This window comes from Micromonospora sp. MH33 (assembly GCF_003013775.1).
GTDB classification, from domain to species: Bacteria; Actinomycetota; Actinomycetes; order Mycobacteriales; family Micromonosporaceae; genus Micromonospora; species Micromonospora fulviviridis.
The window spans coordinates 1-25,827 of sequence record NZ_MUYZ01000010.1; the positions used below are offsets into that span (position 1 = coordinate 1).

Here is a 25,827-nt window from a genome sequence, read left to right on the forward strand (position 1 = left end):
GGCTCGGGGGCCGGTGGAGCCTGGTCGGTTGCGGTTCGTGGCGACCACCGATGGTGTGGGTGTCCCGCGTCCGCCGGCGGGGGTGGCGGACGCCGCGACCGTGAACGTCCCGGAAACAGCAGATCTGGCTGGGATGGACGAAGCTGCCCATGCGTCGCCGCATTCCCCCGGTCAGATGCCCTCGCCGGAGAGTTCCTCGTCCGAGGACCTCCCCGCGCAGGGCTCGACGATCGACTTCCGGCAGGCCGAGGAAGACTGGCGCAAGATCGAGTACCGCATGTCCCGCTACGACAAGCTGTGGAACAACCCCGAACTGAGAGCCGCCTACGAGGACTTCAAGAAACAGATGGAGCTCGAGCTCCGGATGAAGGCTAAGGGCCGGACCAACGACGAGATCAACGCCAAGGTCGACAAGCGGTTCGGCTCTGACCGGGTCGCCCCGTTCGCGCAGTTGATGGCGAACAATTACGCGTTCTCGGTCCCGGCCAAGTGGTGGTTCAACCACCAGCACGACAGCGACTTCGACGACCAGTTCCGGGAAGCCGCCCAGCAGTTCCGGTCGAAGCTCGCCCTCTGGGGCAAGATCGGCCCCGCCGTCGCCGAACGGATCACCGAGCAGAACGGCAACCGGATGCTCGAGGCGACGCCCGGTGGGCAGATCTTCGACAACATCATGCTCGGCACCGGTAGCTTCTTCAACTACCCGCCCGGCTTCAACCGGATGTGGGAACAGTTCTCCCACCAGCTCGTGGCAGTCACCGACGGGATGATCGACGCCCACGTGTACCGGGGGGTGATGGTACCGAGCGTCCTGCACAACACCGAGGCGAAGATCCTCTTCGAGAAGGTCGACCGGCGCGAGATCGAGGGCCTTCGGGTCGTCGCCTGGGAGTTTGTCGACGACAACACAATCGAGAAGGCGGGTGTGTACGTCGTCCGTTCCCAGGGGTCCTACGACGAGCGGGTTCCGAAGCTCGAGAAGGGCCAGACCTCGAAGACGTTCGACATGCGCCAGCAACAGCTCTACGAGCAGCTCACCTACCGCCGGGAGGAGTACAACCGGATCGGGCTACAGGACTCGCTTCCCGAGCTCCCGCCGATCGAACGGAAGGACAGCAAATACATCTTCGTGGTGTCGGACGCGAACCAACCCGATGTCGACGAGAGCCCGGAGAGCCTCACCAGAAAATTGTCGATGGCGCGGGAGAGCCAGACCGCCGACAACCCGTTGGCCCGACTGGACCAGATGCTGGCCGTACTCGAGTACGCGCAGAACAACCAGGCGACCTCGGATAGTGGATCTTCGTTCGTCGATCTCACCACCGGCCTCTCGCGGGCGAACACCGGCACGGCGGCTGGCAGCCTGTCCGGCTCGATCGCCAGCATTCTCGTGCCCCCGACCCGGCGCAACACCGCGCTGGACCAGACCGACGCCGAGCCCGGCCCGTTCCCGGAGGACCCGAATCCGAGCCCGCTCGGATCCGACTACTCGCCCAGGCTGGATGCCGTACCGGAGGAATGGCCCCCGCCGGCCGACCCCGGCAGTCCGGTCGACGCCGAGGGGCGGACGGCCACGATCGGAGGTGGCGGCGCCACGTCATCCGCGACGGCGGACGCGACGCCGACCGGAAGCACGCCGACGGTCGAACGGCCGCGGCTGACGAAAACACCCTTGCCGCACCCCCGGCCGAGGCCCAACACGACGAGCGTGTACCAGCTCGAGGCATCGTCCGGCGGCCCGAGCGCGGGTCAGGTCAGGGCTCCGTTGCGGTCGTACCAGCAGCTCAGAGTCGTCAGCACCAGCCCGGACAGCCGGCCCACCGAGGCGGACTTTCCCGCGCACGTTCCGGCACAACAGGTGGTCACCCACAGGCATCCACCGCTGCGGCTGTCCGACGACGGCACGCTCGCCATCAACGGCATCGCATCGGTCAGCGGCGCCCGCCCGGTGACCGAGGCGACGGAGTTCTACGCGACCGACGAGGTCATCGACGCGGCACGGCGCGGGCTGGCGAGGGCCGGGGCCAACGTCAGGCTGACGGTGGACAGTGCCGTCACCGTCACGGTCGACCACGGTGGCCGACCGGTGACGCTCCGCAAGGTGAGCGCGGACTTCGACAACCCCCCGCCGGACGTCTGCGTCGAGTTCGCGGGCGTCGTCCTCGGTGGCGTACCCGACGGGATGGTGTTCCGAGCCGAGGGCCAGACCCTCCTGGCGGAGACCGACGCCGGCAACGGGCGCGAGTTGCTGGGTGTGCATCATCTCGCCGAGGGGGTGGCTGCCGTCGCTGCCGGCGACCTCCCCCTCGCCGCCGTCGACCCGGCATGGGCGGCGGCCAGGATCGCGGCCGACCGACGGTTGACCGGCGGCGGCACACAACCCCCACTTCCTGGTGCCGCGTACGGTGCGGCGCTCCGGAACGATTGGGGGAGCCGCGCCGAGCACGCCAGACTCAGCCAGGTCGCGAGGCGGATCGGCATCAACGAACATGCCTGGCCCAGGATCGGCGAGGCCTACGCCACCAGCACCATCATGTCTCAGGGTGCCGACGGCGAAGCCTCGATGACGACTGACTTCGCCCGTGGCGGCACGGTCGCCAACGCCTACGGCTACCACTTCGCTGCGGTCGTCGCGCAGAGCGCCGACGGAAAGACCCAGATCACCTTGGAGAACTACGCCCGTGTCGGTGACCGCAGACGTGCCGTCGACGAGGCGATCGAACGAACACTGACCGCGTATCGCGGTCGGTTCGACACCGTCAAGGCGACGCTTGAGCAGGCGGTGGCGGATGCTGGCGGCGACCCCCGGGTCGTCGACGCGCTGCAACGCAGATTGGACCTGGCAGAGGCACTCGCCATCGTCGAGAAGTCGGGAACCGAGGCGGCCGGGTCTGATGCGGTGGCGTGGCAGTCCGCTCGCGCCGCGATGGCGAGGTTGATGGATCTGCCGCGGGCGAGCGACATGTGGCATTTCAAGATGTTCAGCCAGCGCCCCGGCGAGACCTTCCACGAGCAGACGGCGGTGCTCTACGACGCCGCCGCCGTGTCGGATCCGCTGACCAACCCACTCACCACCGTCGTCGTCGGCGGCTCCACCGTTCCCGAGCCGATGCGGATCAGCTTCGATGCAGGGTCCAAGACTCCGGGACCGGTCGAACTCAACAAGCTGCGCTCGGTCTCGCGGCAGACCAGCAAGATCGCGGTATGGCGGCACGACAACGGCCTTCCCATGCCCACTATCGGTGTCACCGGATACGGCAACGGCACCCGCCTGTGGCCTGGTAGCGCGGTGGCCACCGGGCGGGAACGGGCAAACAGCGTCAGCGACGTCCTCAGTCGGCACCTGGCCCAGGACCTGACCACGCTGCTCGACGGCGGGCAGGACGTGACGGCCGCCGACATCGTGCTCACCTCGGACTCTCAGGGTCGTGACCTGGGCGACACCGTCGCTGACCGGGTCACGGAGGCCGACGACCTCCGCCGGGCCGACGTCGTCGTCCATGTCCCGTCCCCGCATCCGGCGTCCGCCGGGTTGGCCGGCCGGGCGACGGGAGACGAGTTGCTGCCGGGTGGGTTGTCGCAGGCCGAGGCGTTGAGTCGGTTCCCGTGGCTGGGCGGGGTGAACCCGTACCGGGGCCGGGGGCAGCAGTTCGAGACGAACTGCGTGTTGGCGGCGATCGGCACCGACCTGTCGTTGGCTGCTGGGGTCGGGCACCAGGTGCCGCCGGAGAAGGCCAGCCCGGTGGCATGGCTGGAGCGGTACGCGGGCCGACCGCTGGTGGAGGCGGCCGACTACGCGGCGGTGATGGAGGTGATGGAAGCCGCGGCGCCGGGGGCCCGTGGTGTGATGGTGGTGACGGGTGAGGGCGACCGGATCTCACACGCGGTCAACGTGGTGCGGACCGACGACGGGAAGGTGGTGTTCCTCGACGGCCAGGAGGGTGGGCTGGCCCGAGGGCCCGCCCGACCGGGCCGGGTGCGGTTCGTGGCGACGACCGACGGGGTGGGTGTGCCGCGGGCGTCCTCGACGGCGGGAGACGACGCGACCGCGACGGTTCCGGCAGGGGAGGATCTGGCCGGTGCCGGCGCGGGAATCGCCCCAGCGCCTTCCACGGCGGCCGGCCCCGCCGATGGCGGCGACGTGGCGGCGACGCCGGCCGGCAGCACGCCAGAGGTCGACCGGCTGACCCGGGAACTGGCCGCCATCCGGGACAGGACCGCTGCCGTCGAGACCGACCTCGCCGCAGCCCGGAGCGAGCTGTCGTCGGCGCGGGAGGCCGTGGCGCGTCAGGTCGAGGCCCGCGCGGCCATGCCGCCGGCGCCCGCAGCACAGGCGCTGACTGACGGAAACGAGACGCAGGCGGCGGAGCGTGCGGCGTGGGAACGGCTCACCAGGGCACAGGACCGGGTGGCCGAGCTGGAACGGCAGCGCGGGACAGCGCAGAAGCTGCTGGAACGGGCGGTGCAGGCGGCGGACCGGACGCGGCAGGCGCTGGAGCAGGACGCCGCCAGCCGGGAGGCGGACTGGCGGACGGCGGCACAGCAGTGGACGGACGGCCTGCAGGCGTTGCAGGTCGGCCAGGCAGCGGCGGCGGACCGGGCAGCGGAGCGGAGCCGGCAGCGGAACGCGGCCCGGGTGGCTGCCGAGCAGCGCGCGGACCAGTGGGCCGGCGAACGGGAGGTGGCCCGGCAGGAGGCGGCCGCGCGGGCGGCCCAGCGCCTGGTGGCGGATCAGGAGGCACGCGAGCGGGCAGCGGCACGCGAACAGGCCCGGCGGGACGAGCAGGCCCGGTGGGACACGTGGCAGGGCGTACAGGGGGCACTGGCGGCCCGGAAGGCGGTCCGCGATGCCGCGCGGGCGGAGGCCGACCGGCAAGAGCAACGACGTCAGGAACAGGAGGCGCACGCCGCGGCGGAGGAGTCGCGTCGACAGGCGGCGGACCAGGACCCCGGGCAGCAGCACCTGGCGGCGGAGCGTGCGCAGCAACGGCAGGTGGCCGCCGCGGCAGCGCAGTGGCGCGCGCGGGAGCGCGAACTGGCCGAGGCCGCAGCGAGGACCTGGCAGGACCAGCAGCGCGCCGACGACCAGTTGGCCGAGCAGGCGCAGCGGCAGTGGGCGGAGGGCCGGCGGGAGGCCGAACTGGCGGAGACCGAACGGGTCCGGGCGGACGAGGACGCGCGGCGGCAGGAGGACGAGCGGCAGCGGGCCGACCTGCGTGCGGTCGAGGCGGAACGCGAGCGCGTCGAGGCGGAGCGGGAGCACGCCGACGACGCGGAGCGCCAGGCGGAGACGTGGCGTCAGGCCGAGCTGAGGGACGCGGTCGACGCGGCGGCGCGTACGGCGGAACGCGCCCGGTTGCAGCAGAACGTCGACCGCCACCAGGGGCAGGTCGACCGGGCCAGGAACGCGGCGTCCGCCGCGCGTACGGCCTGGGAGCGTGCGGTCGAGGAGCGGGACCGGGCCGACGCCGCTCGGACCGGGGCCACGGGGACGACCAGGGACGTCGAGCCGGCGACGCCGTGGTACTTCGCCGCCGGTGCCCTCGGTGAGCTGAGTGTCTCGGCGGTGCGGCACCTGACGCCGCAGCAGGTGGCGGAGACCGTCGCGCAGTTGATGGACGACCTGCCGTCCGGGTGGCCGACCAGGGCCGCCGACGACATCGAGTTGGGCCCGGACGACTGGCTGGACCTGGGTACCGCAGCCATCCATTCACGGGTGTCGGCGGCGCTGCACGCGCTGCTGACGGCACCGGATCCGGCGGACTCCCGCGCGGTCGAGGAACACCGGGAGCGCTGGGAGCAGGTGCTGTTCTCCGGGGTGACCCTCAGCGCCGGCGGGCGACTGGTGTGGATCCGTCCCGTGCCGTACGGTCCGCGACCGTCGCCCGCCGGGAGTTCCGGAGGCGCGCGGGTGTACGGGGTCTCGTTCGGCTCGACCAAGGTCGGCGACGGCACGTCCGTGTCCAGCGGACGGAAGACCGACGGTGGGCTGGAGGAGACCTTCGACCTCTCGACCGGGCACGCGTCCAGGTTGATCGCGAACCTCCCGTCTGTGTCGATCAAGAGCGAGCGCGAGCACGCGATGTCCCGGGAGACCCGGGTCATCTGGGGCCGGAAGATGTACGTGACCCAGTCGACGTCGTTCACCAGCGGAGTGTCCTTCCAGGTCTTCGTGAACGGCGTCGAGTGGGGACGGGCGTCGGTGCCGGCTGAGACCGGCCTCCTCGACATCTCCCTGCCCACCCTGTACGCCGACGGCAGCGCCGCGCCGAACCCGGCGGCCCCGCTCGCGCCGTCGCCACCCGAGCCACCGACACGGTCGACGTCGCAGGCCCGGGACGTGCTCAACGCGATCGACCTGACCCCACTCGTGACCGGCTGGCACCAGGCACTGACGGCTGCCCTGCCGGCCGACACCGCGGCGAGCATCGCCGCGAAGGTCACCCGCCAACTGCTCAACGAGCGCACGACGCGCAACCGTAGTCGCTGGGTGCTGTCGAACGGGGACATGACGGACACGATCGACGAGCGGCTCACGTTCCGCAGGTTCCGCGGCTACGTCGACACGAAGGCGGTCATGCGGGAGTTGCAGCTGGTGGGGATCACCGAGGGCGTCACGGTCCGGGACGACCTCGGGGTGATCGCGACCTCCGGCGAGGAGGTGTCGGACACCAGCGGCGCCGGCCTCGACGTGGACGCGGTGGTCCTCGGACTGACTAACGCGGCGGCCGACCCGGGTGGCCGGGAGGAGGCCGCCGACAAGACGGCCGGTGGCTTCTCGTTCGGCTTGGGCGGCGAGTCCGAACGCGAGTCCGCGCTGGAGGTGGGCGGCAAGGCACTGAACCACACGGTGCTGACCCGTAGGGAGGACCAGGCGCGTTACCGGGTGGTGTTCGACCTGACGTTGACCACGCACGGCGATGCTACGGTGGCGCCGGTGACCCGGCGGGTGGTGGCGGAGCTGGGCGTGCCGGTGAGCGAGGCGCAGCAGTTCGAGCGCAGCGTCTTCGGGACGGTCTTCACCCCGGAGTTCGGTGGGCCGGGCACGGGGCGGCCACGGGCGCTGATCACGCCGGCCGCCGCGACCCCGGCACCGGCTCCGACCCCGGCGGACGAGATCGCCGTCCGGTTGTCGCCGCCGGTGCTCTGGGCGCCGCAGGCGCGGCAGCCCTACGTGCCGCCCGCCGGCCCGGCGCCTCGCGAGCCGCTGGCGCTGGCGATGCGGCGCGGCCAGGGTCTGGGGATCGCGGCGAACATGCCCGGGTCGGAACAGGTCGCCGACCTGGTGGAGTCGGTGCTGCGACAGAAGTCGGGGCGCGCCGACATCGGCGCCGTGGCGCGCCGCACCGTCCTGGCGAAGGTGGGCCGGGCCGCGATGGAGGCCGATCCGACGCGGACGCAGGCCGGGAAGAAGTTCACCGTGCGGGTCGGCGGCGAGCGGTACCAGATCCTGGTGACCGAGCACCGGCGGGAACTGCTGGACAGTCCGGAATACCCGATGACGGTCAACGCCCGTGCGTTGACCGGAGCCACCACGTCGGCTTCCCGGTCGACCGAGGGCAGCGTCAGCGGCCGGTTGGGCGGTCGGGTGTCCAAGCCGGTGGGCACCGTCGAGCAGTCCGACCGGGACGGGCAGACGCCGGAGAGCGGGACGGAACTCCAGGGGAGGGTGTTCTTCCCACGACTCGGCGTGACGGCGGAGCACACCCGGTCGAAGGAGCACGAACTCAGCCAGGTGGTGCAGGAGTACCGCCGGACCGAGACCCTCGGAGACGTCGTCGACCATCGCTACCGTACGGCGTTCGAGGTGGTGATCCGTGCGCAGACGGAGAGCGGCTGGGGACCCCGCGAGACCTGGTTGGTCGGCGCCGGACACGGTGCCGAGGTGGCGACCCACATCGCGGTGCCGGTCGAGCACGTGCCGCGTGATCCGCGCACCGGCGAGGAGCGGACCGTCACGACGGCGCAGCTCGACGGCGCGGGCGTGACCCGCACGAGCCCGCGACCCGACTCCGCGTGGGCACCGGCCGGCCGGCCGCCGCACCTGCCGTTGGAGGTCCAGGGCAGCGCCGGCATGTTCGCGGCCTTCCGGTACGTGCCCGAGCTGCCCGCCACTGCGGCGCGGCTGTACCAGGAGGTGAACGGCCTGCCCGACGAGTGGTTCGACGAGCCGGTGAACTGGCCCGACGCGATCTTCGATCTCGGCGCCGGCTCGGAACTGGCCGCCGGGTTCCCGGAGGCGGTCGAGGAGCACGGGTGGGAGCTGCGACTGCCCGCCCACGACGGGTACCAGCAGACCGTCCGGATCCGGGAGCGGTTCTTCGCGGCGGGCCTGACGTACCAGTACAGCAGCGACGGCATCGACAGCGCGGACGGTGTCGAACTCGAGCAGTACCGGCAGTCGGCGATCAGCCATGCCGCCGGGACGAGCAACGCACTCAGCCTCGGCGGCAAGGCCGGAGTCGGGGGCCAGTATCTCAACCACGCGACCGCCGCGAAGAAGATCGGCCCGGACAGCGACAGCCCGGACAGCGACGGCCCGGACCGGGGCGGCTCGGACAAGGCCCACGAGCGCGGCCGTGTCGGGGGCGGCCTGTACGTCGAGGGCGGGGTGTCGTTCGGCGGCTCGGACGGTAGGGACTACGGCGCCATCGACATCACCCGGGCCACCTACAACGACGTCGTCCACGCCTATCACGGCCGGGTGGTCTTCGAGGTCACCGCCCTGCGTACCCGAGGCGGCGAGACCACGGCCACCGAACCCGTCTACCTGGACGCCGACGACGCGGTGGATCTCCTGTTGACCGATCGCGCGGCCGAGGATCTGGGGCTGTACCGTCCCCGGCCGCAGGCGGCCGGCCCGGCGCCGTCGCGGGAGATCATCGATCCTGAGCTGTTGCCCGCCGTGGGGCACCCCGAGCGGCTGCGGGCCAACGCGGTGCTGGACACGATCCTGCAACGGCTGCGGCAGCGTGGCCTGTTCGCCTCCGGCGAGGGTATCCCCGACCACCTACGACGCGCGCTGGTGAAGCGGTTCTCCTCCCGCCACCTGGAGACGCAGTACCTTCCCCTGTCCGGCGAGGGCGTGTACGGCTGGTTCCCGGTGCCCACGCCCTACCACACCACGCAGTACCTGTGGGTGCGGGTCAGCGCCACCCCGTCGGCCGCGCAGTCGAGCGACCGCCCCCGCGAGCAGGTCAGCCTCACCCTGCGGGGGGAGACGCACGACGCCCAGTCCAACACGGCAAGCTACGGAGCGTCGTGGGGCGGACTCGTCAACCTCTCCGGCCGGGCCGCGTTGAACGACGAGGGCAGCGTCCTCGGCGGGCACGGTGACTACGGGCAGGAGAGCGCGAAGTCCAGTGAACGCGGCACGCAGTCCGAGTCCAAGGACATCTTCCGGACCGGACCCAAGAAGTCGCACGAGGTCGAGTACCCGTTGGACTTCACCATCGACATGACGCTGACCACGGAGATGCCCCAGGCGGTCACGTACGTGCTCGACTCGGTGCGCAACGTGCTGTTCGGGGGCGCCTGGCTCGCCGGCCTCTGGCAGCCGAACCTGGAACGGTCGGTCCGCGACCTCTGGGACAACCTGCCCGGGATCGGCTGGCAGGAGCAGATCCAGGTCGCCGGGGACGTCCGGCTCGTCGTGCCGCGATACCTGACCCGGCCGACGGCCGAACAGCCGGGCAGTTGGCAGGCCTCGACCCCGCCCCCGACCCCGCCCCCGGCCTCGGCCGGTCGGCCGGTACCTCGGTGGGCGGAGCCCAGCGCCACCCGGCCCCGGTTGAACGACGTCCTGGTCGGTGACCGCAACGTCCATCCGTGGCGGCTGCACCGGGTGGCCCGGGAGTTCGAACGCTGGGCGGCGCTGACCACCCAGCCGCCACGGCTGCGGCAGGGCCTGGACCTGGGTGCCGACGGCGCCTGGCGGGTGCCGGGCGTGCCCGGGGGCAGCGACTTCGACCGCCTGATGGCGCACCACGCGTCCGAGATGATGCTGCGGTCGCGCCTCGAGCCGCTGCTCGAACACCGCTACCAGGTTCCGGGCACCGACGTCACCCTCGGGCTGGACCTCCGGCGGGCGGAGTTCTACGTCGACAAGGACGGCCGGCCGCTCGCCTTCGAGCAGAAGGCCCGGCGGTACCAGCAGAACGAGGCGGGCCCGATCAACAAGGGTGACTCCTCCTCGGGCTGGGAGTTCTCGTTCGGCCCGCAGACCGGCGAGCGTACCGGCGGCATCAAGAAGCTCGGCTGGAACGGGGACGGCTTCGGCGTCGGTCGCGAGGACGGCGAAGCCCACGCGGCCGAGATGAGCGAGGTGAACGAGCGCAACGTGGAGGCGAAGCGGGCGTTCCACCAGTACCGCTACGACGTCACGGCGGTCATCTACGGTCCGTACGGCACCCTGCTGGTCGACGTGGACAGGGGCCTCTACGTCATGCGCGAGCCGGCGCCGACGGTCCGTTGACCCGTCCCCGACCGACCCCGTCAGCAGGGCGGCCGACACGAGGAAGCCGGCCAGCGGGAACACCGCCAGCAGGACGACGGCGGTGAACATGAGACCTGAAGCGGTGCCGGCCGGCGACGCCGGCCGGCACCGCTTCAGGCCCTTCAGGACCGGGCGCGCAGGTCGATGTTCTGGTAGCCGTGGTGCAGCATGCTCGGGTTCAGCTGCAGGGTCGCCGTGTCGAGTTCGAACCGGTCCAGGTGCGGCAGCAGCTTGCCGACCGCCGAGCGGACCTCGGCGGTGGCCAGATGGGCACCCAGGCAGAAGTGGATGCCGTGGCCGAAGGAGAGGTTGCGTCCCTGCGGCCGATCGATCCTGAACTCGTCGGGATCGTCGAACTCGGCCGGATCGCGGTTGGCCGCCGCCATCTGCAGGACGACGATGGCACCCTTCGGGATGGTCGTCCCGGCGATCTCCACGTCCGCGAGCGCCTCACGGAACATGAACTGGATCGGGCTGGTCAGCCGGTTGGCCTCGTCGACGGCGCCGGGCAGCAGCGACGGGTCAGCCTTGAGCAGCGCGAGCTGGTCGGGGTTGTTGCACAGCTCCACGACGGTGCTGCCGATCAGGCTGGTGGTCGTCTCATTGCCCCCCACCATGACGGTGATCGCCATCATGAGCGCCTCGGCGGTGTTCAACGTCTCGTCGCTCATCAACTGCACCATCGCGCTGATGATGTCACCCTGCGGATCTTCCCGTCGCCGCTCGATGAGCGGCGCGACAAATAGACTGAACTCCTGGAAAACGCGCATTGCCATCGCAGCGCCCTCCGCCGTGCCGCGGGCATCCCCGATGGCCGCGTCGACGAAGTCGTCGGACCATTTCTTGACCTGGTCGCGCATCCCGTCACCGAGGCCCAGAAGGTCGACGATTATCTGTGTCGGAAGGGGGATCGCGAGCTGCCGCACGACATTGAACGAATCCGAATTGTCGATGCCCTCCAGGCATTCGTCGACGATGGCGTCGATTGCCGGGAACAATTGCGCGATCCGCGCCGGGGTGAACGCCCGGCTGACGATGCGGCGCATGCGGGAGTGGTCCGGCGGGTCGGCTCCGTTGATGGTGCGCGCCTGCGTCAGCTCCTGGACGTCGATCTCCGCTGGGAAGCCTGCCATGAGCGCCATGAGCTGCTGCAACTGCTCCGGGTTGTCGGCTGCCTCAACGGGGAACGCCGTGCCTTCACTGGCGTTTGGCCTCGAGGAGAAAAGGTGTGGACTCTTGATGATGTTTTTAACGTCCGCGTACCGGGAAACGACCCACATGTCTGACCCGGTGCGGTAGACCGGGGCTTCCTCGCGCAGTTTCGTGAGGACTGGAAGGAGCTGGTCCCGGGGCTGCATCTGAAATGGCTCGTAAGCGATTCGGTCCGGCGTGGAGATTGTCATGACCGGCGTCGCCCTCCCTGCTTCAGGCGGTTGAAGTTGTGCCCGAATCACGTTAATGCATGGTTTGCCGCATGGCAACCTGCGGGAATTCAAAACGCCGTTGCGGACGGTAAGCTGCGGCTTTACGCGACCTGCTCGTACTCGGTGAACAAGCCGCTGAACACCGGCCGACGGATATCCGGGAAACCTCACGGGCGACCGTGCGAATCCCGGCCCCTTCAGGCCGGGAGGGCGTCAAGGCTGGTCGGCGGGCAGGTCGGGCATGAGGTAGCCGACGCCGCGCAGGGTGCGCAGGTAGTTGGTGCCGCCCGGGATCGACGCGAGCCGGGACCGCAGCCGGTAGATCGCCGACTTGACCACGTCGCGCCCGCCGAGTAGGTCCGTCGTGCCCCAGACCGTGCGCAGCAGCTCCTGCCACGACTGCGGAACGCCCCGCCGGTTGGCGAGGTGGACCAGCAGCTTGAATTCGGTGAAGGGCAGGTCCAGCGGCCGCTGCGAGAGCGTCACCGTCTGGGCGCCCGGGTCGATGACCAGTTCGCCGATGCGGATGACGGCACCACGGTCGCGCCGTCGGCGTACCAGCGCCTGTGCCCTGAGTGCGACCTCTCGCGGGTGGAAGGGTTTGGTGACGTAGTCGTCGGCGCCGGTATTTCAACCCGGCGATCACGTCGTCGTGCTGGGCCAGCGCGGTCAACAGCATGATCGGTACCTCGGAACGGGCCCGGATCCGCTGGCACAGCGTCAGCCCGTCCATGCCGGGCATCATCACGTCGAGGATCACCAGGTCCACCTGGTGCTGTTTGAGCAGCTGCAGCGCGGTCGCCCCGTCATGCGCGGTCAGGACCTGGAAGTCCTGGGTCTGCAGGGCGAACTCGACGATGACCGCCATCTGCGGCTCGTCGTCGACCACCAGCGGGTCGGCCTGTCCGGACCGGTCACGACTGGGCAGGCCCAGCGCGTCGCCCTCGCCCGGGCCCTCGCGGTCGACCCGGTCCTGTTGCTGCTCGACGAGCCGCTGGCGGCGTTGGACGCCCGTACCCGCCTGGACACCCGCGCCGAACTGCACCGCCATCTCGCCGCGCACCCCGGCGCCACGCTGCTGGTCACCCACGACCCGCTCGACGCCCTGGTTCTGGCCGACCGGCTGGTCATCATCGAACACGGCCGCGTCGTGCAGGAGGGCGACGCCGCCACCATCACCGCCCGACCGCGCACGGACTACGTCGCCCGTCTCGTCGGGCTCAACCTCTACCGCGGCGCCGCCGACGGCCACACCGTCCACCTCGGCGGAGACTTCACGCTGACCGCCGCCGAGTCGCTGCACGGCGACGCGTTCGTCGCCTTCCCACCCTCGGCGGTCGCGCTGTACCCTCACCAGCCCGACGGCAGCCCGCGTAACACCTGGCCGGCCACCATCACCGGCCTGCAACGTCACGGCGACAACCTGCGCGTGCGACTCGCCGGCCCGATCGGGGTGGCCGCCGACGTCACCCCGGCCGCCGCCGCCCAGCTGAACCTGACCCCCGGACAGCCGGTGTGGGCGGCCGTGAAGGCCACCGAAACCCGTGCGTACCCCGCCGACGCGCCGCCGGCGCCGGCGCCGGCCGGGGAGGAGACCTGAGGGCCGTCGGCGGACGAGCCGCCGACGGCCAGCGACCCCGCGCGGGCCGTCTCAGAGCAGGGCGCTCAGCCGCCGCCTGCCCTCGACCGCGACCTCCTCGCTCGTGGCCAACGGCCGCCACGTGTGGGTACGTCGGGCCATCACCGGCAGGTCGACGGGGAAGAACTCGAAGACGCACAGGTCGTCGTAGCCGACCTCGCTGAGCGCCGTGAAGCAGTCCACCCAGGGAACCTGTCCGGTCCCCGGAATCCCTCGGTTGTTCTCCACGGCGTGGAAGTGCTTCAGCCGCGGCCCGGCGAGCCGGATCGCCTCCGCCATGTGCGACTCTTCGATGTTCATGTGGAAGGTGTCCAGCTGCACGCCGACGCTCGGCAGCCCGACCTCGTCGACCAGGGCGACGGCGTCAGCCGCCGTGTTGAGGAAGTAGCCGGAGTAGCGGCTGACCGGCTCGACGGTGAGCGTCACGCCCCGCTCGCCGGCGTACTCGCCCGCCTCCCGCAACGCCGAGACCGAGCGCTTCCACTCGTCGGCGGTGCGGCCGCGCCCGACGAAGTGGCCGTTGGCCGAGTGCAGCCCGCCGCAGATCTTGGGAGCCCCGACCCGGACCGCGATGTCGACGCAGCCGCGCAGGTGGCGTCGGCCCTTGGCCCGCACCTCGGCGTCGTCGCTCACCGTGGAGTTGTGAGCGTTCAGGGCCGTCCCCAGCACCACCGCGATTCCGTGCTCGGCGCTGGCTCGGCGCACGGCGTCGGCCGGGAACGTCTCCGGGTCCGCGACGTGCAGTTCCAGGGCGTCGAGTCCCCAGTCCCGGGCCCGCTCGAAGATCCACATTGCGTCGTCGTCGAGGTCGTGGACCAGCATCTGGCTGTGCGCGCCGAAACGCATACTTCTTCCTCTCGCTGTGGTGAAGGTGGGCGACCCGCTACCGGGCCGGCGTGGCGAGACCCGTCGTGTCCTCGCGTGGCGCGATCCGGCCGGCCGCGATCTCCTCGGCGAAGTGGCAGGCGACCGCATGCCCGCCGGTGACGACGCGCAGGTGCGGTGCCTCGGCGTCGCATCGGCCGGGTTGGGCGTACGGGCACCGGCTGCGGAACCGGCAACCGCTGGGCAGCCGGGTCAGCGACGGAGGATCGCTGCGCAGCAGGACGCGCTCGCGCGTGGGCGCGACCTCGGTTCGGCGTGCCTGCGGACTCGCGCTCAGCAGGGAGAGCGTGTACGGATGCAGCGGACGCGCGTACACGTCGTCCGCCGAGGCGAGCTCCACGATCTGCCCGAGGTACATCACCGCGACGCGGTCGGAGACGTACCTGACCACCGCCAGATCGTGTGAGATGAACACGTACGTCAGGCCGAGCTGGGCCTTCAGGTCCTGTAGCAGGTTGATGATCTTCGACTGGACGGAGACGTCGAGCGCGGACACGGACTCGTCGGCCACGATCAGCTTCGGCTCGACCACGAGAGCGCGGGCGATGCCGAGCCGCTGCCGCTGCCCGCCCGAGAACTCGTGCGGGTACTTCGTGGCGGCGCTCGCCGGCAGGCCCACCCGGTCGAGCACCTCCGCGACCCGGCGCTGCCGCTCACCGCGGCCGAGCCGGCTCTGCAGCGCGAGCCCCTCGGCGATGATGTCCTCGGCCCGCCAGCGGGGGTTCAGCGAGGCGTACGGGTCCTGGAAGATCATCTGCATGTCGGACCGGGCCTGCCGAAGCCTGCGTCCGCGCAGCCGGGCGATGTCCTCGCCGGCGAACCGCAACGACCCGCTGGTGGGCGGCTCGATCATGATGAGCGTCCGACCCAGGGTCGACTTTCCGCTGCCGGACTCACCGACCAGTCCCACGGTCTCCCCGCGCCGTACCTCGAGACTGATGCCGTCGACCGGGCGGATGCTCGCCCGCCCAGCGGCGGTCACCGCCCTGCCCACCCGGAACTCGCGGACGAGGTCCCGGGCCTCCAGCAGGAGTTCGCCGTCGACGCTCATGTCCTCGCCCCTTCCACGCTCTTCCTGCTCTCGGGCTCGGCCAGCCAGCAGGCGACCCGACCGGCGTCGACCAGCGGCGGCATCTCGGCGCACGCCTCGAAGGCGTGGGCGCAGCGCGGCCGGAACGGACAACCGTCGAGGTGCTCGCCGGCGGCGGGCAGCCCACCGGGGATCACCGGCAGCGGCTTCCCGCGCGTCGAGTCCAGCGACGGCGCGGAGGCCAGCAGTGCCTGGGAGTACGGGTGGCGCGGGCGCTCGAGGAGCTGCGCGGCGGGCCCCCGTTCGACGATGCGGCCCGCGTACATCACGCACACCTCGTCGGCCACCTCGCCGATCAGCCCCAGGTCGTGGGAGACCAGCACCAGCGCCATGTGGTGCTCCTGCTGCAGCCTGGCCAGCAGGTCGAGCACCTCCGCCTGGGTGGTCACGTCGAGCGCCGTCGTCGGCTCGTCGGCCAGCAGCACCGCCGGCTCGGCGGCGATCGCCATCGCGATCACCACCCGCTGCCGCATCCCGCCCGAGAGCTGGTGGGGGTAGCTGTCCGCCACCCGCTTCGGGTCCGGGAAGCCGACCGACCGCAGCGCCTCCAGGGTCCGCTCCCGCGCGGCCCGCCGGGACAGCCCGAAGTGCCGGCGTACGACCTGCCCGACCTGGTAGGAGACCCGGTAGACGGGATTCAGGGCGGTCATCGGATCCTGGAAGACGAAGCCGACGTGCCGGCCCCGCAGGTCCTCCAGCTCCCGCTCGGGCAGTTGGGTCACGGCCTGCCCGTTGATCCTGACGACGGACGACGCACCGATCGTCGCGCCGGGCGGCAGCAGCCGGACCAGGGACATCAGCGAGATGCTCTTCCCGCATCCGGACTCGCCGACGATCCCGAGCGTACGGCCGGCCGAGACGCTGAAGCTCACGTCGTGGACGAGTGTCAGGCCGTTCCGCATGCTGACGGACAGTCGCTCGACCTCCACGGCCGGCCGCGTACCTGCTTCCAGGGTCTCCGCCGTCACACCGCACCTCCCGCCGTACGCTCCGGGGCCGCCGTGGGCGCGGCCGCCCGCCCCGCGGCCCTGCGCCGCGGGTCGAGGTGCCGGTCCAGCGCGTCGCCGAGCAGGCTGAAGGCCAGTACGGTGACGATCACGACCAGGCAGCTGATGATCAGGAAACCGGGGTTGTCCAGGCCCAGGTTCTGTGCCTCGGCGATCATGCTTCCCCAGGACGGGGTGGGCGGGACCACCCCGAGGCCCAGATAGCTGAGCCCCGACTCGAGCAGCATCGCGGCGGCGAGGGTCAGGGACACCTGGACCAGGAGCGGGCCGATGACGTTCGGCAGGACTACCCGGAACAGCAGCCATCCCGGGCCCGCACCGAGCCCCCGGCTCGCGGTGACGAAGTCCCGCTGCCGTACGGACAGCACCTGCCCGTAGGTGATGCGGGCGAAGTTGGGCATGAACAGGATTCCCATGGTGAGGATAAGGGTCAGCATGCCCGGGCCGAAGAGCGCTACCACGAGCAGCGCCAGCACTATCGGCGGGAAGGCGAGCAGCACCTCCATCGACCGCATCGACAGCCCGCTGACGAACCCGCGGAAGAACCCCCCGACCAGGCCGACAGTGGTGCCGGCCACGGCGGCGGCGGCTGTCGCCCCGACCGAGACGACGAGGTCGGCCCGCGCGCCGTAGATGAGCCGGGACAGGATGTCCCGGCCGAACTGGTCGGTGCCGAGCAGGTGGCCGGACCCGAGCCCGGCGAGCTTGTCCGGCCCCTGCGCCAACGGGTCGTACGGGGCGATCCACGGGGACAGCAGGGCGACCAGGATCAGTGCGGCGAGGAAGACCGCGGGGGCGAGGATCCCGGCGGCCGCCCGGCGGTTGCCGCGGCGCAACAACGTCACTATCGCCGTCCTCTCGGGTCGAACAGGCCGTACGAGATGTCGACCAGGATGTTCAGGGCGATGAACATCGCCGCGATGACGATGACCACGCCCTGCACGACGGGATAGTCCCGGCTGGACACCCCGTCGATGAGCAGGCCGCTGAGCCCGGGCCAGCTGAACACCCGCTCGACGATGACGGTCCCACCGAGCAGGGCGCCGACCTGCAGCCCGGTGACGGTGAGCACCGGCGTCAGGGCGTTGCGTACCACGTGCCGCAGGAACACGGCCCGCCTGCGCAGGCCGACGGCCTCCGCGGTGCGCACCCAGTCCTGCCGGGCCGTCTCCAGCACCGACGACCGCGTCATCCGCATGACGATCGAGGTGAAGCCGATGGAGAGCGCGACGACCGGCAGCGCCAGCGCACGCAGGTACGGCCCGAACCCCTCGCCGAGGTCGACGTAGCCGCCCGAGGGCAGCCACTGCAACTGCACGCCGACGACGAAGATCAACAGGATCGCCGCGACGTACGCCGGGACGGCCACCCCCACGCTGCCCAGGAACAGCACGACCCGGTCGAGGAAGCCGCCGCGCCGGGCGGCCAGGGCGCCCAGCGTGACCCCGAGCACGATCGAGACGAGGGTGGTCGCACCGACCAGTTGCAGCGTCCTGGGCATCCGCTCGGCGACGTACTCGGTGACCGGCCGGCCGTCCTGCAGCGAGTGGCCCAGCGAACCGTGCGCCAGCTCCGACAGGTAGCGGGAGTACTGCTCCCAGATCGGCAGGTTGAGGCCCAGCTCGGTGCGGAGCTGGGCCACCGCGTCCTCCGTCGGGGTCGAGCCGGTACCCGTGAGGATGGTCCGGGCCGGATCACCGGGGACGAGGTGCACAGCTATGAAGATGAGCGTCACCACCACCAGGAGCAGCACGACACCCGCGGCCACCCGTTTGGCGACATAGATGAGCACCTGGCCCCTCCTTCTGAACTGTCGGGCCGGCGATCAGGCCTTCGCGGTGCCGGCGAGGGTGTAGCCGGACTCGAAGGTCAGGAAGCCGGGGATGTTCGAGAAACCGGTCACGGCCTTCTTGTATCCGTACGCCTGGGAGCGCCAGGCCAGGCCGACGATCGGGGCCTCGGTGAGCACCAGCTCGCCGAGCTGCCGGTACAGCTTCTTCCGCTCGGCCGGGTCGGCCGCCCGCTTGGCGCTGTCCAGCAGCTCCCTGACCTTCGGGTTGTCGTAGCCGTGCGAGGCGTTCTGCGCGCCGGCCGTGGTGAGGATCTGCTCCAGGAAGGCGGGGTCGTTGCAGACGCCGACCGTGCCGTAGACGGCGATGTCGTACTCGCCCTTCGCGCCGAGCTGCAGCCGCGTCGGCCAGTCCGGGAGGTTCATCTCCAGCTCGATGCCGATGGCCTTGAGGTCGGCCTGCACGCTGATCGCGGTGTTCTGGTGGAAGTCGTACTGCGAGGATGACAGCATCCGGGCCTTGAAACCGTTCGGGTATCCCGCCTCGGCCAGCAGCGCCTTGGCCTTGGCCTGGTCGAGCGTGTAGTAGTCGGCCTGGGCCGGCTCGTGGAACTGGCTGGACTGGGGAATCGGCATGCCGGCCAGCGGCTTGCCCCGGGAGGACAGGGCGCTGTCGACGACCTTCTGGCGGTTGACCGCCCAGGCGACCGCCTGCCGCACCCGGGCGTCCTTGAACGGGCCCGCGGTGGTGTTGAACACCAGGTACATGAAGGGGCCCTCGGTCTCGTCGAGCACCAGGTCGCTCTTCTGCCTGACCCGGTCGTAGTCGTTCCAGCCGACGAAGGAGATGGCGTCGACGGTGCCGGTGAGCAGGGCGTTGTCCCGGGCGGACTGGTCCGGCAGGATCTTGAACTGGATCTTGGCGAGCTTGGTCTGGTCCGCCGCGTGGAAGTCGGCGAACTTCTCGACCTCGAAGGCGACGCCCTTCTCGTACCTGACGAACTTGAACGGGCCGGCACCCACGTACGTCGGCGCCTGCTGGCCGAGCGTGTCCTTCGGCAGGATCGCGCCGCTGACGTCGGCGAGGTACGCGAGGAAGGACGCATCGGGTGCCTTGAGCTTGACGACGACCGTCTTGTCGCCCTGCGTCGTGACGCCCTCGATGCCCTTGGTCGCCGGGTAGAGCTTCGGCGTCTTCGCCTGCTGGGTCATGAATTCGAGCGACGCCTTGACGTCGTCGAGGGTGACCGGCTTGCCGTCGTGGAACTTCAGGTTGTCGCGCAGCGTGAAGGTGTACGTCTGCGAGTCGGTCGTCTCGAACTTCTCCGCCAGGGCCGGCGCGACCTCGCCCTTGGCGTCGTACTCGACCAGGCCGCGGTGCAGCACGGCGTTGAGGATCATCGACGCGCTGCCCTGGTTCTGCGGCGTCTGCAGGTTCGGCACGTCGCTGTCGAGGCCGAAGACCAGGGTGCCGCCCGAGCCGCCCGAGCCGCCGGATCCACCGCTGCCGCCGCAGGCGGTCAGCAGCGGCCCGCCGACCGCGAGCGCCGCGGCGACCGCGGCCGAGGAGCGCAGCAACGACCGCCGGGAGAGCCCGGCAGCGGCGGCGCCATCCGCACCGGCGCCCGCGGCGGGCGCAAATCTGTTCGTCATGTGTCGACTCCTTGCGAGAGGGGGGGTCAGAGGTCGAGCTGGTAGCTGGTCCGAGCGGTCTGCTCGGAGATGACGCCCTCGGCGACGTCGCGGCGGACGGCCTCCTCCGGGCGGCGTGCAGGCGGGCCGTAGCCGCCGGCGCCGGCGGTGATGATCGAGGCGCGGTCGCCGGGCTGCAGGATGGTGTGCCCGTGTTCCACGGGGCGCGCGCCGTCGGAGAGCTCCACCCGGGCGCTGGTCCCCGGCTCGCCGCCGAACAGGCCCCACGGAGCGGACTTCTGCCGAGAGGTGTCGAGCCAGAACTGCACGTCCCGCTCCTCCACGCGTACGGTGCGGCGGATGCCCATGCCGCCCCGGTGCTCGCCGGACCCGCCGGAGTCCTGAACCAGCTCATACGCCTCGATCACCAGGGGGTACTCGGTCTCCAGGCTCTCCACCGGCAGGTTGGACGTGTTCGTGACGTGCACCTGCACGCCGTCCAGACCGTCCTTCGTGGCGCGGGCGCCGGACCCGCCGCCGATGGTCTCGAGGTAGACGAAGTACCGACCGGTCCGCGAGTCCAGGCCGGAGAAGTGGACGCCGGTGTTCGCGCCGTTGCTGGCGGCGGTGACCCGGTCGGGAATCGCCGGGGCGAGCGCGCCGTGGATCAGGTCCACCACCCGCTGGCACGTCTCCGTGCGGCCGTTGACGGCCGCCGGCGCGACGCAGTTGACGATCGTCCCCTCGGTGGCCTGGATCCTGATCGGGCGGTGCAGACCCGCGTTGGACGGCACGTCGGGGTCGACCAGCGTCTTGATCGCGTAGTACACGGTGGCGTACAGCGCCGTCCAGACCATGTTGACGGAGGCCCGCACCTGCTTCGGGTTGTCCCGCAGGTCGAGGGTGATGTCGCTGCCGGCGACGGTGATCCGGACGGACAGTTCGAGTTCGTCGTCGAGTTCCGGGCAGTCGAACCAGTCGGAGAAGGTGTACTCCCCGTCCGGGATCGACTCGATCGCCGCCCGCGTACGCCGCTCGGTGTAGTCGAGCAGGGCGCCGGTCGTGCGAACCAGGCGGTCGCGGCCGTAGCGGCCGGCGAGCTCCAGGTACCGGGCGACCGCCAGGCGGTTCGCCGCGAGCTGGGCCCGGAAGTCGGCCCGGCGCTCGTGCGGCACCTGGCAGTTGGTGAGTACGAGTTGGAAGATGTCCTCGCTCATCTCGCCCCGGCTGATCAGCTTCACCGGCGGGATGCGCAGCCCCTCCTGGAAGATGTGCGCGTGGCCCCGGTCGCCGAAGTCGGCGTGGTGGGCGAGGTTCGCAGCCCAGGCGGTGATCTCGCCGTCGACGAAGATCGGCGTGACCAGCACCATGTCGGGCAGGTGGGAACCGCCGCCGGAGTAGGGGTCGTTGCTGAGGAAGGTGTCACCCTCCGCGATCGCCTCGAGCGGGTAGCGTTCCAGGACGGCCGAGACCACGCCGATCAGCGAGCCGAGGTGGACCGGCGAGGCCTGCTCGGCCTGCGCGGTCATGTGCCCGGCCGCGTCGAACAGGCCGGCGGTGCAGTCGCGCCGCTCCTTGATGTTGCTGGAGAAGGCGGCCTGTACCAGGGTCTCGCCCATCTCCTCGACGATCGAGGCGAGTGCCGCGCCGGTCACCTCGACCAGGATCGGGTCGACGCCGTTTTCTGTGCTCATCGCTGTGCTCCGGTGGCCGAGGAGGTGGGGGTGGGTACGGCTGACGACGCCTGCTCCGGTGCGACCCGGACGATCAGGTTGAGGTGCTCGTCAACGGCGACCTCGTCGCCCGGCAGCACCACGGTGGTGGTGTCCATCTGCTCGATCAGCGCCGGGCCGGTGATCCGGTGCCCCGGCTCGAGGCGGGACCGGTGGTAGACCGGAACGGTCGCCCGGCCGCCGACCTCGGCGATGCGCAGGTCGCGGTCGCCGATCCGGGCGTCCTCGACCGGGGCGCCGGCGGCGATGCGGGTCGCCAGCTTGGCGGTCGGCACCTGACCGATGCCCTGGGCTCGGTAGGTGACCGCCTCCACCGGGTCGCCGGGCGACGAGTAGCCGTAGAGGCGCTCGTGTTCGACGGCGAACCGGTCCAGCACCTCGGGCAGCAGGTCCTCGGTGAGCAGCCCGGCTGGCAGGGCCACCGGCAGCTCGTAGTTCTGCCCGACGTAGCGCAGTTCGATGGCGTACTCGAGCCGGCGGGCGTCGTCGGGCACCTGCTCCGCGGCGAACCAGTCGTCGACCTGCTCGGTCAGGTCGGCCTGGAGCTCCCGGATCCCGGCCAGGTGCGCGGCGTCCAGGGGACGGATCGAGGTACGGGAGAAGTCGGCCCGGATGTCGGTCATCAGCAGCCCCAGGGCCGACTGCGCGCCGGGGGTGGGCGGGACCAGGATGGTGGAGATCCCCAACTCCCGGGCGAGCCACGAGGCGTGCAGCGGCCCGGCCCCACCGAACGGGACCAGGGTGTAGTCCCGGGGGTCGTAGCCGCGCTGGACGGAGATGACCCGGATGGCCCGGGCCATGTTGGCCACGACGACGCGGATGATCCCCTGGGCGGCGGCCTCGACGGTGAGCCCGAGGCGACCGGCGAGGTCGGCGACGGCCTTCTCCGCGGCGGCCGAGTCGATCGCCATCTGGCCGTCGAGCAGGTAGTCGGGGTTGAGCGTGCGCAGCACGACGTTGGCGTCCGTCACCGTGGCCTCGGCGCCCTTGCCGTAGCAGGCGGGGCCGGGGTCGGAGCCGGCGCTGGCGGGCCCGACCTTCAGGTGGTTGCCCGCGTCGATCCAGGCGATGGATCCGCCACCGGCGCCGACGGTGTGGATGTCGAGCATCGGGCTGCGGATGGGCCGGCCGTCCAGTTCCATGCCGTTGGTGACCTTCGGCTGGCCATTGCGGACGAGCGAGACGTCGGAGGACGTGCCGCCCATGTCGAAGGTGATGATGTCCGGGTGACCGGCGGCCGTGGCGATGCCGGCGGCACCGACGACGCCCGTGCTCGGTCCGGACAGGACCATCCGGACGGGGAACTTCTCGGCGGCCTCGAACGGGATGATGCCGCCGTTGCTCTGGGTCACGTGCGGTGTGACGCCCAACCGGATCTCGCCGAGCCGCCCGCGCAGTGCGGCCAGGTAGTCGGCGACCACGGGCCCGACGTACGCGTTCACCACGGTGGTGGAGAGCCGCTCGAACTCGCGGAACTCCGGCAGTACCTCGCAGGAGAGGGTGACGAAGACGTCCGGGCCGAGTTCGGCGTGCAGGATCTCCCGGATGCGGCGCTCGTGCTCGGGGCGCAGGAAGCTGTAGAGCAGGCACACGGCGACCGAGCGGATGCCCAGGTCCCGGATGGCGGCGGCGGCGCGCCGCACGTCGTCCTCGTCCAGCGGTGTCTCGACCCGTCCGTCGTGGCGGACCCGCTCGGTCACCTCGAACCGGGCCGCCCGGCGGGCGAGGGCCTCCGGTTTGTCGGCCTGCAGGTCGTACAGCCGGGGGCGCCGGCCCCGGCCGAGTTCGAGCAGGTCCCGGAAGCCCCGGGTGGTGATCACCGCGGTCGGCACCCCCCGGTAGGTGAGTAGCGCGTTGGTGCCGACGGTGGTGCCGTGGGCGAAGTAGCTGACCTCTTCCGGGGTGCGTCCACCGATCTGTTCGAGGATCTCGAGTACGCCCGTCACGATCGCCCGGCCCGGGTCGTCGGGGGTGCTCGAGACCTTGCGGACGTGCACGTCGCCGCTGGTTTCGTCGTAGGCACAGATGTCGGTGAAGGTGCCGCCGGTATCGACACCGATGCGCAGGGTCATGAACGCTCTCCTTGCGGATGCGGGAGAAGAGGTGCGGGAATGGGGGCCGGGTGGCCGAACGCGCCCGAGACGGCGCACGCGCCGGCCGCGGTACGGGCGGCGCGGGTCAGCGCCGCGGTGGGGGAGTCCCCGGTCAGTAGCCCGGTGAGCAGCCCGGCGATGAACGCGTCTCCGGCGCCCATCGTGTCCACCACGTCGGTCGCGACGCTCGGCTGCCGGAACTCTCCGGCCGCGGTGGCGAGGCGGGCGCCGGCGCCGCCGCGCGTCACCAGGACGTGCCGCGCGCCGCGCCGCAGGCCGTCGGCGAGCAGCGCCCCGACCTGCTCGTCGTCGAGGTCCGAGCCGGAGTGCGCGGCGAGGTAGAGGTGCGGCAGCAGCCGCGCGACGTACGGCTCGTCGTACCGGTTGGAGAAGTCGAACGAGACCCGGGTGTGCCCCGCCATCCGCGGCACCGCCTCGATCAGCGACCCGCTGTAGGCGGTGTGCACCACGTCGAAGTCGCCGAGCCGGGTGTAGTCGGCGTCGGACAGCTCGAAGTCGGAAACGCCGTCGTCGGAGTCCTTGAAGATCCGGTCACCGTCCACGACGACCACGTCGGCGTGGGCGTTGGCGCCGGTCACCCGGCGGACGCCGGATACGTCGACCTGTTCGGCGCGCAGCGCGGTCAGCACCACGTCGCCGGCGCGATCGGTGCCGACCCGCCCCCAGTACGACGACTCGGCGCCGCACCGGCGGGCGTACACGGCCACGTTGACCGCGTTTCCGCCCGGGTACATCACGCCGGTGTCGAGGTAGCGGTCCACCACGTTGTCGCCGGCTCCGAGCAGGCGCATCAGTAGTCGACCCTGTACATGTACCGCCGGGCGGCCGTGTTGTGGCCCCGCTCCGCCGCCACGAAGTCCAGCAGCCGCCGGCTCAGGCTGGCCACGATGAGCGGGCTGATCAGCCCGCGCTGCGCGTCCGGCACGCCGGGCAGCTCGAAGTCGCGGGAGTCGAGTACGTCGACGTCCTCGTAGTAGCGGTTGGCGAAGGTGACGGCGCGCTCGGCGATCGGCCGCGTCTGGTCCTCGCCGGCGAGCACGAGCACCGGGCGCTGTCCCAGCATCTCGAACGGTCCGTGGAAGAAGTCCCCGGCGTGCACGGCCGAGGCGTGCAGCCAGTTCATCTCCTGGAGGTAGCAGGCCGCGAGCGCGTTGGCGGCGCCGAAGTTCGGGCCGGCGCCGAGGACGTACACCAGATCGGCGTCGCTCCAGCGCCGGGCGACCGACCGACCGAGATCGGCGACGGCTGCCTTCGCGGCCGGGATCGCGGACGGGATGGCCGAGATCGCCTGCCAGCGCTCGTCGGCGTCGGCCACGTCGCCGACCGCCTCGAGCAGGGCGAGCGCGATCTGCGTGAAGTGGATCGCCTTCGGCTCGGTGACCGTGACGTTGCTCGGGTAGTCGAAGAGCACCTCGGCGACCTCGGCGAGTGGGCTGTCCCCGGCGCGGGCGATGCCGGCCACCCGAGCGCCCGCCTTGCGGGCGATCTGCGCCGCCTGGAGCGTCTCCGGCGTCGCTCCGGAGTGCGACGACGCGACCACGAGGGAGGTGGAGTCCAGCCCGGCGAGCCGGCGGTGGATCAGCTCCGCGCTGGTCATCTTGGCCGCGACGAGCTCCACGGTCGAGGTCTCGATCAGGTCGAGCGCCGGGAACGTCGAGTAGAAGGAGCCACCACAGCCGATGAAGAAGATCTTGGTGACGCCCTCGGCGACGACCTCGCGGGCGAATGCCCGCGCCTTCTCGGCCTGGGCGACCGTCTGCTCGAGGGTCGACACGAGGTCTGCTGCGAGCGGGATCGGCTCGACCGCGGTGAACGGCATGGGACGCGCTCCTTAACGTGTTTCGTCTGCACCCCGGCCTGAGAACCTTCTCTGGCGGGCTGCCGAGAAGGTTCTCAGGCCGGCTTGACGCCGTCAAGACCCACCGGGAAGATTCCTTCGAGCCACCTCCCGCGGGCTGAGACGGCGGGTCGACCGGCCCGAAACAGCCGAGCGGGACTTTGTCCGGCACCCGAAGACGG

14 protein-coding genes are annotated in these 25,827 nt (G+C 71.1%); 2 read left to right on the top strand and 12 right to left on the bottom strand.

Translation table 11 applies throughout. The features are described from left to right. Positions 1-175: 175 nt before the first annotated feature. Positions 176-10,474, top strand: a complete 10,299-nt coding sequence (locus B0E53_RS03620) for a toxin glutamine deamidase domain-containing protein (protein ID WP_107074649.1) — start codon at positions 176-178, stop codon at positions 10,472-10,474. A 143-nt stretch (positions 10,475-10,617) separates the two neighbouring features. Here the strand turns inward: B0E53_RS03620 and B0E53_RS03625 are convergent, their stop codons facing one another. Further along, positions 10,618-11,898 (bottom strand): cytochrome P450, encoded by a 1,281-nt coding sequence (locus B0E53_RS03625; protein ID WP_107074650.1) that lies wholly within the window; start codon positions 11,896-11,898, stop codon positions 10,618-10,620. Between the two features lie 234 nt (positions 11,899-12,132). Then, positions 12,133-12,405 carry a winged helix-turn-helix domain-containing protein gene (locus B0E53_RS38465; RefSeq protein WP_210405906.1) on the bottom strand — a complete coding sequence of 91 codons (273 nt, stop codon included), beginning with the start codon at positions 12,403-12,405 and terminating at the stop codon, positions 12,133-12,135. Between the two features lie 286 nt (positions 12,406-12,691). On the opposite strand from B0E53_RS38465, the gene B0E53_RS03635 reads away from it, so the two are divergent. After that, a complete protein-coding gene (locus tag B0E53_RS03635; RefSeq protein WP_246835205.1) occupies positions 12,692-13,519 on the top strand; it encodes a TOBE domain-containing protein in 828 nt (275 codons plus the stop codon). Positions 13,520-13,570: 51 nt separating this feature from the next. Here B0E53_RS03635 and B0E53_RS03640 read toward each other — a convergent pair whose 3' ends face one another. From B0E53_RS03640 to B0E53_RS03685, 10 genes are read right to left on the bottom strand one after another with little or no spacing between them, the layout of a single operon-like run. Further along, positions 13,571-14,404, bottom strand: a complete 834-nt coding sequence (locus tag B0E53_RS03640) for a sugar phosphate isomerase/epimerase family protein (RefSeq protein ID WP_168215205.1) — start codon at positions 14,402-14,404, stop codon at positions 13,571-13,573. Between the two features lie 37 nt (positions 14,405-14,441). Continuing rightward, positions 14,442-15,494 (bottom strand): oligopeptide/dipeptide ABC transporter ATP-binding protein, encoded by a 1,053-nt coding sequence (locus B0E53_RS03645; protein WP_107074652.1) that lies wholly within the window; start codon positions 15,492-15,494, stop codon positions 14,442-14,444. Continuing rightward, positions 15,491-16,501: an ABC transporter ATP-binding protein gene (locus B0E53_RS03650; protein ID WP_246835206.1), complete on the bottom strand. Its 1,011-nt coding sequence runs from the start codon at positions 16,499-16,501 to the stop codon at positions 15,491-15,493. The genes B0E53_RS03645 and B0E53_RS03650 overlap by 4 nt, the downstream gene beginning before the upstream one ends. Next, positions 16,498-17,385 carry an ABC transporter permease gene (locus B0E53_RS03655; RefSeq protein WP_168215206.1) on the bottom strand — a complete coding sequence of 296 codons (888 nt, stop codon included), beginning with the start codon at positions 17,383-17,385 and terminating at the stop codon, positions 16,498-16,500. Before B0E53_RS03655 ends, B0E53_RS03650 begins: the two co-directional genes overlap by 4 nt. Beyond that, entirely contained in the window at positions 17,385-18,332 is a 948-nt protein-coding gene (locus B0E53_RS03660; RefSeq protein WP_107074653.1) for an ABC transporter permease, read from the bottom strand. Before B0E53_RS03660 ends, B0E53_RS03655 begins: the two co-directional genes overlap by 1 nt. A gap of 33 nt (positions 18,333-18,365) precedes the next feature. Next, the gene (locus tag B0E53_RS03665) at positions 18,366-19,982 is read right to left on the bottom strand and encodes an ABC transporter substrate-binding protein (protein WP_146167577.1); all 1,617 of its coding nucleotides are present in this window, start codon (positions 19,980-19,982) and stop codon (positions 18,366-18,368) included. A 26-nt stretch (positions 19,983-20,008) separates the two neighbouring features. Next, on the bottom strand, positions 20,009-21,655 hold the full coding sequence (locus B0E53_RS03670) for a hydantoinase B/oxoprolinase family protein (RefSeq protein WP_107074655.1): 1,647 nt from the start codon (positions 21,653-21,655) through the stop codon (positions 20,009-20,011). Continuing rightward, a complete protein-coding gene (locus B0E53_RS03675; protein WP_107074656.1) occupies positions 21,652-23,766 on the bottom strand; it encodes a hydantoinase/oxoprolinase family protein in 2,115 nt (704 codons plus the stop codon). The genes B0E53_RS03670 and B0E53_RS03675 overlap by 4 nt, the downstream gene beginning before the upstream one ends. After that, positions 23,763-24,599, bottom strand: coding sequence for a PfkB family carbohydrate kinase (locus tag B0E53_RS03680; RefSeq protein ID WP_107074657.1), 837 nt, complete (start codon positions 24,597-24,599; stop codon positions 23,763-23,765). The genes B0E53_RS03675 and B0E53_RS03680 overlap by 4 nt, the downstream gene beginning before the upstream one ends. Then, the gene (locus B0E53_RS03685; RefSeq protein ID WP_107074658.1) at positions 24,599-25,627 is read right to left on the bottom strand and encodes an SIS domain-containing protein; all 1,029 of its coding nucleotides are present in this window, start codon (positions 25,625-25,627) and stop codon (positions 24,599-24,601) included. The genes B0E53_RS03680 and B0E53_RS03685 overlap by 1 nt, the downstream gene beginning before the upstream one ends. Positions 25,628-25,827: the final 200 nt, after the last annotated feature.